General features: G+C 71.5%; 9 protein-coding genes. 6 read left to right on the top strand and 3 right to left on the bottom strand.

What is annotated here, in order from left to right; translation table 11 throughout:
* Positions 1 to 858 precede the first annotated feature (858 nt).
* Positions 859 to 1170: a hypothetical protein gene (locus tag IG62_RS45845; protein ID WP_078872529.1), complete on the top strand. Its 312-nt coding sequence runs from the start codon at positions 859 to 861 to the stop codon at positions 1168 to 1170.
* 244 nt (positions 1171 to 1414) lie between these two features.
* Here IG62_RS45845 and IG62_RS0140175 read toward each other — a convergent pair whose 3' ends face one another.
* Positions 1415 to 2008, bottom strand: coding sequence for a TetR/AcrR family transcriptional regulator (locus IG62_RS0140175; protein WP_037840475.1), 594 nt, complete (start codon positions 2006 to 2008; stop codon positions 1415 to 1417).
* Between the two features lie 145 nt (positions 2009 to 2153).
* On the opposite strand from IG62_RS0140175, the gene IG62_RS0140180 reads away from it, so the two are divergent.
* Entirely contained in the window at positions 2154 to 4508 is a 2355-nt protein-coding gene (locus IG62_RS0140180) for an FUSC family protein (protein WP_063755437.1), read from the top strand.
* A 405-nt stretch (positions 4509 to 4913) separates the two neighbouring features.
* A complete protein-coding gene (locus IG62_RS0140185; protein ID WP_030816021.1) occupies positions 4914 to 5420 on the top strand; it encodes a MarR family winged helix-turn-helix transcriptional regulator in 507 nt (168 codons plus the stop codon).
* 125 nt (positions 5421 to 5545) lie between these two features.
* On the opposite strand, the gene IG62_RS0140190 is transcribed toward IG62_RS0140185, so the two are convergent.
* A complete protein-coding gene (locus tag IG62_RS0140190; RefSeq protein WP_420711190.1) occupies positions 5546 to 6697 on the bottom strand; it encodes an oxidoreductase in 1152 nt (383 codons plus the stop codon).
* Positions 6698 to 7122: 425 nt separating this feature from the next.
* On the opposite strand from IG62_RS0140190, the gene IG62_RS0140195 reads away from it, so the two are divergent.
* The gene (locus IG62_RS0140195; protein WP_030816025.1) at positions 7123 to 7536 is read left to right on the top strand and encodes an SsgA family sporulation/cell division regulator; all 414 of its coding nucleotides are present in this window, start codon (positions 7123 to 7125) and stop codon (positions 7534 to 7536) included.
* A 145-nt stretch (positions 7537 to 7681) separates the two neighbouring features.
* Here IG62_RS0140195 and IG62_RS0140200 read toward each other — a convergent pair whose 3' ends face one another.
* A complete protein-coding gene (locus tag IG62_RS0140200) occupies positions 7682 to 8284 on the bottom strand; it encodes a TetR/AcrR family transcriptional regulator (RefSeq protein WP_030816028.1) in 603 nt (200 codons plus the stop codon).
* Between the two features lie 273 nt (positions 8285 to 8557).
* On the opposite strand from IG62_RS0140200, the gene IG62_RS0140205 reads away from it, so the two are divergent.
* Together IG62_RS0140205 and IG62_RS0140210 are read left to right on the top strand one after the other, a co-directional pair.
* On the top strand, positions 8558 to 9091 hold the full coding sequence (locus IG62_RS0140205) for a PH domain-containing protein (RefSeq protein ID WP_030816031.1): 534 nt from the start codon (positions 8558 to 8560) through the stop codon (positions 9089 to 9091).
* On the top strand, positions 9088 to 10424 hold a 1337-nt coding region (locus IG62_RS0140210; RefSeq protein ID WP_078872531.1), incomplete at its 3' end, for a PH domain-containing protein. The genes IG62_RS0140205 and IG62_RS0140210, both read left to right, overlap by 4 nt.

Consider the following 10424-nt stretch of genomic DNA (forward strand, 5'->3'; position numbering starts at 1 on the left):
GGGGTGGGCTGGGGCGGGGGGCGGGGCCCCCGGGGGAGCGGCTCCCAGGGGAGGCAGGCATACGCGGCAGGTGCTGTAGGTCCCAGGCCGGGATGAGGCCGGGGGCAGCTGCGCGGGGAGCTGGGGTGGCGCGGAGTAATGAGCGTGGCAGGCCGAGCGCAGCTGACGTGACCGAGCTGACTCGGCTCGCGCCGGGCGGACGGACGGACTCAGTGTGCCTGGAGTGTCTGTGTCTGTGTCTGTGGGCGACGAGCTGTGGCCGGCCGACGATCAGGGACGGGAGCGGTTGAGCGGTTGCCGGACGTCACCCGGGCCGAACCCGGGCGGCGTGACACCTTCTGCCTGAGCTGGCGTGGCACCTCCCCCTGGTCTGCGCCTTCACTCCGAGCTGGCGTGGCACGTGCGACTCGAGCTCGCGTAGTACCTTCCGCCTGACCTGTGCCTTCGGCCCGAGCTGACGTGACACCTCCGGTCTGACGCGTGCCTCGACCCGAGCCGGCGTGGCGCCTCCGCCATGACGCGCGCCTTCGACCGAGCTGACGTGGCACCTCGGGCCCGAGCCAGCTTCGAGTCTTCGGCCCGAGCCAGCGTCGCGTCTTCGGCCCGAGCTGACGTGGCACCTCGGGCCCGAGCCAGCGTCGCGTCTTCGGCCCGAGCCGGCGTGGTGGGAGGGCCGGGGGCGGGGACGGGGCAGGGCCGGGCCGGGTTCCGAAAAGGTCGCTCTTGTGTCGCGCTTCTGTCCCTGTGAGACCCCCGAGGGGGTTTTCCTGGGGCTCGTGTGGAAAATGGGGAATGAACGTGCGAAGCCGGTCGCGCTTCGCGGGGGATTGAATCTGAGTTTCCACCGGGGGAGATCACGTGCGGAAGATCATGTCCATAGCGCTGGCAGCGGTGGCGTGCAGCGCCTCGCTCACACTGGTCGCCTCGTCGCCGGCGGCGGCCGCTGACCACTCACCGCAGTGCGTCAAGGTACGGAGGTACCTCAACAAGGGCCAGCAGCGATACGTCCGCCTGGCGAATCTGTGCACCCAGCGCGTGTCGTGCTACAAGATCGTCATTCCTCACCACAAGGACCCGAGCGGTCGCCTTCCCAAGGGGGCGACGAAGGACGTCTGGTACGGCACGACGGCGATTCCGCGCGCGCTGTATGTGAAGAACGTTTCCTGCTGAGGTTGTGAGCAGCGAGCAGTGAGCAGTGAGCTGTGGGCATTGAATTTGGGCAGTGAGCTGTGCGCATTGACTGGTGAGCGGTGGGCCGTCGGGGAATCGGCGGCCCTTCGTCCGTCCCCGCGCCCGTCACCGCGCCCATCGCCGCGTTGAGCCCGTTCAGCCCGGTGAGCCCGTTTGAGCCCGGTGAGTAGGGCTTGCGTGTCAGGCCTTGCTTGATTGCGGTGAGCTGCTTGCGGCATGGCGGTCAGTCGCGTTCGGCGATGCCGTCCAGGACCATGGAGAGGTACTGGCGGGCGATCTCCTCCGGGCTGTGCAGGCCGCCCGGGCGGTACCAGCTGGCGGCGACCCAGACGGTGTCGCGCACGAAGCGGTACGTGAGCCGGATGTCGAGGTCCGCGCGGAAGACGCCGTCCGCCACGCCTCGTTCCAGAGTGCCCAGCCACGCCTTTTCGAACTTCTGCTGGGAGTCGGCGAGATAGCCGAACCGGGGCTGATCGGCCAGGTGCCTGGCTTCCTTCTGGTAGATGGCGACGGCGGCGCGGTGCCGGTCGATCTCCCGGAAGGACTCGGTGACCAGGGCCTCGATGGTTTCCCGGGGGCCGAGTCCAGCGGCGAGTACGGCGTCGTAGCCGTCCCAGAGCTCGGTCAGGAACGTGGAGAGGATTTCGTCCAGCATCGATTCCTTGGAGTCGAAGTGGTAGTAGAGGCTGCCCGCGAGCATTCCGGCCTCGTCCGCGATTCGGCGGACGGTGGTGGCGTTGTAGCCCTGGGCGGCGAACACCTCGGCCGCGGTGTTGAGCAGTTCGCGGCGGCGCTCCGGTGACGCCGGGGCGGTCATGGTCTTCTTCTTGGCGGCTGGCACCCGGCCATTGTCACTCCCCTTGCAGCTGGGCCAGAGCCGCAGGCGTATATTTCGCAAGTAAAACACTTGAGAATTTTTTTGCTAGCCTGAAGGTATGGGAAAGCACGCCAGACCTGCCGGGATGTGGACGAGAGGGCGCCGGGACGCCGGGACGGGGAGGGTCGTGGCGCGCGCCCGGTCGCTGCCGATCAAGAGCACCGTGCGACTGCGCCGTCCTGTCGACATCTGGCACAAGCCGGCGCTGAGCGCGGTCGTGGCTCTCGGGATCCCCGACCTCACGCTGTTCGCGCTGGGCCGGATGGATCTGATCCTCTACACCTCGGCCGGGGCGATGTGTGCCCTGTACGCGCACGGGCTGCCGTACGCCGCTCGCGCCCGCACGCTGCCGTGGGTCGTGCTCGGCATGATCGCGAGCCTGGGAGTCGCCCTGGTCACGGCTTCGCTCATCACCTCGACCGCACTGCTGGTGCTCCTCGCCTCGTTGGTCGCGGCAGCTCACAAGATGTTCTGCGACGCCACGCGCATCGGGCCGCCGGGGAACATCATCCTCACGTTCATCGCGGCGTCGGCCTTCTTCGTGCCGCAGGGCCTCGGGCAGGTACCGCTCCATCTCACGCTGGCGCTCGGGACCGGCGTACTGGCGTGGCTGGTGTGTATGGCGCCCGCGATCGTACGGCCGCACGGTCCGGAGCGGATCGCCGTCGCCCGGGCGTTGGAGGCCGCGGCGGGGCTGATCCACGCGGAAGAGATGAATGTCCGGGACGGAATGAGCGGACGGGGCGGAAGGGTCGGAAGGGACGGGATGAGTGGAGTGAAGGGGAAGGGGGGCGCGGCCGGAGGTCTCGGCGGGGGCGCGGGCCATGCGGACGGGGAGGAGTTGCCGGTGTACGCGGGAGCGGTACCCGCTGAACCGGCACACGCTGCACCGGTACACGCTGCATCGATGCACGCTGAGCCGGCGCAGGCGGGCGGGGGGCACGACGGAGCGGTGCACGAGGGAGCAGGAGGGGTGCATGCGGGAGCAGGAGGGGTGCGCGCGGGTGTGGCGCAGGCTCGGCATGGGGCTGCGGCTGCGGTCAATGCGGCCTGGCACACGTTGTTCCTGGTGCCGGCTCGTACCCCGGAGAAGGCTGCGAACCGTGCCGCACTCGAACGGCTGCTGGTGCGGGCGGAGCGGGCGCTGGGTGGGGAGTCGGCACTGGGCGGGACGACGGTAGGGGGCGGGACGACGGTAGGGGGAGGGACGACGGCTCAGGAAGCGACGCCGGCAGGGACGACGGCAGGGGGAGGCACTGCGACGCCGGCACGGGCGACGGCACGGGGTGGGGCGACGGCGACGGCGACGGCGACGGAATGGCTTGGGCCGGTGGCCGAGGGGCAGCGGCTCGGTCAATGGGCTCGTGCGTTGCGGAGTGGGCGGTCGATGCCGCAAGTCACGCTCTCGGCGGCGGAGGCCGAGGAATGGGCGGGGGTCGCCGCGGAGGGAACAGTCGCCGCGGAGGGAACGGTCGTTGTCGGTGACGAGGGGGCAGCCGGGCTGCGACGGCCCGCGCAGAGGCGTCCGCGGGGCGTGGATGCGGTACGTGCAGTGTTGGCGCAGCTCGCCCCGGGGTCGCCCTTGCTCCCCATAGGTGCGCGGGTCGCCGTCGGGTGTGTACTGGCGGGCTGGGCGTCGATGGGCGTCGGCGTCGGGCATCCGTATTGGGCCGTGGTCACGGCCGCCTCCATCTACCAGGCGAACACCACGCTCTCCTGGCAGCGGGCACTGCAACGCACGCTCGGCAATCTGCTCGGGCTGCTGCTGTTCACGGCGCTGCTGCCGCTGATCCACACGGGCCAGCTCGCGATGATCGTGCTGGCGCTGGCCTTCCAGCTCGGGGCGGAGGCGTGCATCACCCGCAACTACTGGCTGGGGTCGGTCTGCGTAACGCCGATGGCGCTGCTGCTGACCGAATTCGGCAACCCGCTGCCGGCGCACACGCTGATCGCGGACCGCTGGATCGACACGGTGGTGGGCGCGGCCGTGGGGGTGGCCTGCTGCATGCTGGTCCCCAATCGACGGGCCGCGGACCGGATCGAAACCGCGCTGGAAAGGGTGGCGGCGGCGGAGAGTGCCGCGCGGGAGCTGCTCGCCCGCACGGCCGAGCCGTCGTCACGGGCGGTGGAGGGGGACGACGTACGGAAGCTCGGCTGGGCGCGTGACCGGCTGGCCGGGGGTCTGGTCGAACTGCGCGAGGCGGTGGAGGTGGCGTCCGGCGAGTGGTGGCAGCGCGCCCTTCCGGAGGAACGGATCGCCCGCGCCGAGCAGCAGGGGCACCGGACGCTGGCGGGCCTCGTACGAGCGTTGTCGGAACCGGCTTCGGCTTCCGTGCCTGCGCCGGCGTCTACGGCGACGTCTGCAGCAACGTCTGCGGCGACGTGTGCGGCGGCGTCCGTGTCTGCTCACGCTTCGGGTGCCGCGTCCGCTTCGGCTTAGGCTGCGGCTCGGGCGTCCGCTCCAGACTGGGCTCCGGCTCGCGCGCCCGTTCCGGATTCGGTTTCCCTATCTCCTTCCCCAAGTGCTTCGCCTTCGGCTGCCGGGGTCGGCTTGGCGTCTGGGCCCGTTCCCGCTCAGGCTCCGACTCCGGCTCAGCCTCCGACTTCGGCTCCGGCTCCGGCTCCGGCTCCCGCTCCCGCTCCCGCTCCCGCTTAGCTTCGGTCGTCGCGCGCTGACCGTGGGAGCCACTCGCGGCACCGTCCGGCTCCGCCCGCTGCCGCATCGCCTGCCTCCCCCAAGCCTGTGCCCCTCCCCCGGCCCGCGCCCCGCGCCCACGGCGTGCGGCCGGTGCCGTATGAGCAGGCACAATTGAAGGCGTACGCAATGGCCGAGAGGAGAGTGCGGGTGACCGAGGACATCGTCGCAGGGGTGCTGCGCCAGTGGCAGCAGGTGCACCCCGGGCTGGACACCGGCCCGATGGCGGTGATCGGACGGCTCAACCGCTGTTCCGCGCTGCTGCAGCAGGCGGCCGATGCACCGTTGCGGCGGGCCGGGCTGACCCGTCCCGAGTTCGACATCCTCGGCACACTGCGCCGGATGGACCGCGAGCTGACGCCCGGGCGGGTGGCCCGCGAGACGTTCGCCTCCGGTGCGGCGGTGACCAAGCGGGTGCGGCAACTGGAGGAGCGGGGGCTGATCGCCCGTCGGCCCGACGACCGGGACCGCCGTGTCGCCCATCTGTCGCTGACGGACGAGGGCCGCGAGATCATCGACCGGCTGCTGCCGGAACAGTTGCGGTACGAGGCCTCGCTGCTCGACGGCATCGGTGATCAGCGACAGCAGGAACTCTCCGGGGCGCTCAGCGAGTTGCTGGTCGTACTGGAGGGGCGGCTCGGCAGTCTGATGGACTGACGGGGCGCGAAAGACACCCGAAGACGTCCGTCACCCCTCGAAGGCACCTCTAGACACCCCTAGACACCACCCCTGGACACCACCCCTGGACACCCGAAGCCACCCGAAGACGTTCGACGGGCTTCTCACGGCTCCAGGCGTGCGATCCGTCCGTGTTCGCCCGCGGCCCAGCAGCCGAGGGCCGGGGGGCAGTCGACGGTGTCGTAGGACCCGGTGTCGAACGGGTGCCAGGTGTGGCCGCCGTCGACGGTCAGATCGCTGCCGGACGGGCCGACCGCCAGGGCGATCCGGCGGGAGTGCGGGAGCCAGGTGACGCCCGAGCGGTACGCCTGCGGTGGGCGGGCGGCCGCCGTCCAGGTGGTGCCCGCGTCGTCGCTGACCGCGGCCGCGCGGGGCGACGGCTGGTCGGCGCGGAAGTCGCCGCCGACCGCCAGCCCGTGGACGCGGTCGCGGAAGGCCAGTGCGAAGACGCCGCGGGCCGGGTCGGCCGCGGGGATCGGGGCGTCGGTGACCGACCAGGTGCGGCCGCGGTCGGCGGAGTGCAGTACCCGGGCGGTGGCCGCGCCACCGGTCGCGATCCAGGCGTCGTGGCTGCCGGCGGAGACCAGGCACTGGCCGCTGGCGGCGAACGCGGCCTCGCCCTGTTGCACCGGAGGCATCCCGTCCGACGGCAGTACGTGCCAACTGCGGCCGCCGTCCCCGGTGGACAGCACGCGGTATCTGCCGTCCACGGGGTCGCTGAGGGCGATGCCGTGGCGCCGGTCGAAGAAGGTGAGGCAGTCGTAGAACGCGCGGGGATCGGTGTTGCGGAAGCTTTCCGTCCAGGTGGCGCCTGCATCGTCGGTGCGGAAGACGCGGGACGCTTCGCCCTCGCCGATCGTCAGGACGACCGCACGGCGCGCGTCGAAGGCCTCGATGTCGCGGAACTCCAACTTCGCGGCGCCCGGTGGCGACACGTCGGCCCAGTGCCGGCCGCCGTCGCGGGTGCGCAGCACGGTGCCGGATGTGCCCGCCACCCAGGCGGTGCTCCGACTGACCGCGGCCAGGCCGCGGAACCGGGCGGTGCTGCCGCTGGCCTTGAGGTGCCAGCCGGCGTGCGGGCCGGTGAGTGCCGCCACGGAGACCGGTTCGCTGGCGGCCGATGGGCCGGGCGGGGTGGGCGTTGCGGCGGCCGGGCCGGCGGCGAGGGAGAGGAGCGCGGCGGCGCATGCCGTCACGCCAACTGCCAATCTGTGAAGCCCAGTTGTGCCAAGACCAACGCCAACGCCCTTAGCCATGCCCCTGTTCCCGTTCACCCTGCGCATCGTGCGCCGCATCGGTTCCACTCCGCTCACGCCCCACCCCGCTCACGTCGGTGCGTGGAAGCTAGCCGAGCTCGTTGGTCCCGTCCAGACCGTCTGGCGGACGGCGAGGCCAAGCACTGACACATATCGACGGATGCCGTGGATGCCGACACATGCTGATGCATCGTCATGTACCCGGGCTGGCTGGTACGACTCGCCCCACCCCTCCTCCATCGACTCCCCCCTCGTGACGCAGCTCACGCGTAATCCCTCGGTGGCCGGCGCACCCGGGCCCGCCGCCCGCTCGTCCTAATGGACGGGGGCCGCATCCGCACTCCTCCGCGACCGCACTTCGCAGTGTCAGCGATGCGCGGTTCCGCACACCCGCACCACCGCTACCACCGTTAGGGAGCCGCGCGATGTCCAGCATCATCGACCATGCCGTTCAGGCCCGTCTCATCGCGACCGCTCCCCGGTCGCGGGAGATTCCGGCGAGCCTGCGGTACGACCGCGCCGACCCGTTCGCGGTGCGCCTGGTCTTTCCGCCGGCGGCCTCGCTGGACGGGGCCGAGGTGGTGTGGACGTTCGGCCGGGAGCTGTTGGAGGAGGGGCTGTACGGGCCGGCCGGGGCCGGTGACGTACAGATCTGGCCGTGTACGCCCGAGGAGATCATGGTCGAGTTGCGCACCGACGGCGGGATGGCGGTCGTGGAGTTCGTGGCGCAGGAGCTGCGGGAGTTCCTGGAGCTTTCCTACGGGGTCGTCGCGCAGGGCGACGAGGCACGGCATCTGGACGTCGAGGCGGATCTCGCCGCCCTGTTGCGCCAGGCGTAGGCCCCTCACGGCCCAAAGACCCCACCACTCGGGGCCCCCAACACCCGCAGGCCTCCACCACCCAGAGCCCCATTCCCCCGTAAGCCTCCACCCCGGTAGGCCCCCGGCTCTCCCCCAACCCCGATCCCCAACCCCGCGCCCTCCCTCACCCCTCCCCGAAGAGGTTGTCCAGATGGCGGTCCAGGAGGCGGAGGGCGGTTTCCGGCCGGTGGACGTCCAGCAGGGCGTAGGTGGCGAGTCCGTCGACCATGCTGATCAGCAGCATGGCCTCCTCCTCGGTGGCGCGCTCGGGGGCCAACTCGCCGCGTTCTGCGGCACGTTGGAGCTGGCTGGCGAAGAAGTCGCGGAGTTGCGGGATGCCCTGCTGAGCCTCGGCACGCAGGGCGGGGTCGTGGACGGCGCGTACGTAGTAGGCGGCGCCGACCAGCAGGCCGGTGCGGCTCTTCTCGTCCAGCGGCAGCATCCCGGAGAGGCAGGCGCGCAGCACCTCGCGGGGTGTCGGCTCACCCGCGAGTGCCTCGATGCGCTCGCGGATGCGATCGGCGGCCAGTTGGTTGATCCGTCGGAGGGCGAAGAGCAGCATCTCGTCCTTGGTGCGGAAGTAGTGCTGCAGCCGGCCGAGCGAGATGCCGGCCTCGGCGGCGACATCGCGCAGGCTGGCGCCGTCGAGGCCACGAGTGACGGCGATCCGCCAGAGCGCGGCGGAGATCTCCTGGCGTCTGGCTTCGTGGTCCACCTTCTTGGGCACGGCGGAGAACTTCCTTTCCCGCTTCTCGTCCTTCTTCTTGCACCGCTTCTTGTACCGCTTCGCCGTGTACCACTTCTTGTCCTGCTACTTGCTTCCCGTTTCTCACTTCTCGCCCCGCTACGACCCCACTCCGCGGGGCCGTCGCCCGTGCCACGCGGTGCGCTCGCCCGCCCCAGGTGGGGCCGTCTTCCCGAGGGGGCGTTTTTGCAAGTCGCTTGTACCGTTATAACGTATCGCCATCCAATACAGTTGACCTGGAAACGGTGACTCCGCATGTCCGAGCCCGAGGCCGAGCCCCACGCCGCCCTCGTCCTGCGTCCGCCCCGCCATCGCGTCGATCCCCGGGCCCGCCGCTGGTGGGCGGCGCAGGCGTTGCTGACGCTCAGCGGTCCGATGCTGCTGACCGCACTCGTCATGGCGGTCCTGTCCGTGCTGTTCTTCCCGGGCGCCCTTCCGTGGCTGGGTCCCCTGCTGCTGATCGCTCTCGTCGTGCCGGGCCTCGGCTATCTCGTGGTGATGCCGCGGTGGCGGTACGCGGTGCACGCCTGGGAGCTCGGCGAGCGGGCGGTGTACGCGGCGGGCGGCTGGTTCTGGCAGAAGCGGCGGATCGCCCCGCTGTCCCGGGTGCAGACGGTGGACACCGTGCGCGGTCCGCTGCAGCGGCGGTACGGGCTGGCGACGGTGACCGTCACCACCGCCTCGACCGCCGGGGACATAAAAATCACGGGACTGTCGGACGCGGACGCCGAGGAACTCTCGCGGCGGATCGGCGAGGCCGCGCAGCAGGTGCCGGGAGATGCCGTATGAGCAGCTCACACCCGGCGCGGCCCGCGCGGTGGGATCACCCCTCACACCCGCCCCAGTGGCGGCGGTTGGATCCGCGGACGCTGCTGGTGCACTGCGGCTGGATGGCGGCACCGCTCGGTTCGCTGGCGTTGACGGCGCTGGCCACCGGGGGCCGGATCAGCGCCCGTGGCTGGATCACTCTGGCCGTCATCGCCGCCTCGTTCGCCGTCGTCACCACGCTCGGTCTGATCCGCTGGTTCCGCACCGAGTTCCGGATCAGCCTCAACGGGGGTGCCGACACGGCGGACCACGTAGCCACCACCCGGAACGCCCCCACCCCTATAGCCACCCCCCGGAGCACTACCACCCGGAACGCTCCCACCCTCGACATCCGCAGCGGACTGTTCAACCGGCGGCTGCGGAGCATCCCGCTGCACCGCATCCGGACCGTCGATCTGACCGCGTCGCCGCTGCACAGGCTGCTGGGCGTCACCGTGTTGCGGGCCGGTACGGCCGGCTCGGGCGAGAGCGGCGGGGCGCTGTCGCTGGATGCGCTGGCGGTGCCCGAGGCCGCGCGGCTGCGGGCGGAACTGCTGGCCCGGGCGGGCAGTGCGGCGGCCGACGGCGACCCGGTGCTGGCCCGTATCGACTGGCGCTGGCTGCGGTACGCGCCGCTCACGTTCTGGATCGTCGGCGGGGTGTTCGCGGCGGCGGGTTCGGCCTACCGGGTGTTGGACGGTATCGGCATCGAGCCGTGGAAACTCGGCATCGTCCGCCAGGCGTTCGCCGACTTCGGTACGAGCGCCCTGTGGGTGACGGTGCCGGTGGCTCTGCTGGCCGTCCTCGCCCTGGGCTCGGCCGGTGCCCTCGGGCTCTATGTCGAGAACTGGTGGAACTACCGCCTGGAGTGGACCGACGGCCACACTCTGCAGGTACGGCGCGGACTGTTCACGACCCGGTCGGTCGCCATCGAACGCGCCCGGCTGCGTGGGGTGTTGCTGCGGGAGCCGCTGCTGTTGCGGGCCGGCGGCGGTGCGCTGGTCAGGGCGGTGGCCGGCGGTCTGGGCAACCGCGAGGAGAACCGCAAGCGGAGCGGGCTGCTGCCGCCGGCACCGCGCGCGGAGGCACTGCGGGTGGCGGCCGGCACTCTCGGCGCCCCCTTCCCGGGGACCGGGACCGGCCGCCCGCACCCGCACCCGCACCCGCACCCGCTCGGCAACGGCAACGGGAACGGCAGCGGAACCGCCCCCCCCCCCGCCCCAGCCACCCCCTCCACCCCAACCCCCCTCACCCCCCTCACCCCCCACCCCCGCGCCGCCCTCCGGCGCCGCAGGGTGCGCGGGATGGTGTGCGT

It is taken from the genome of Streptomyces sp. NRRL S-337, assembly GCF_000720175.1.
GTDB classification, from domain to species: Bacteria; Actinomycetota; Actinomycetes; order Streptomycetales; family Streptomycetaceae; genus Streptomyces; species Streptomyces siderophoricus.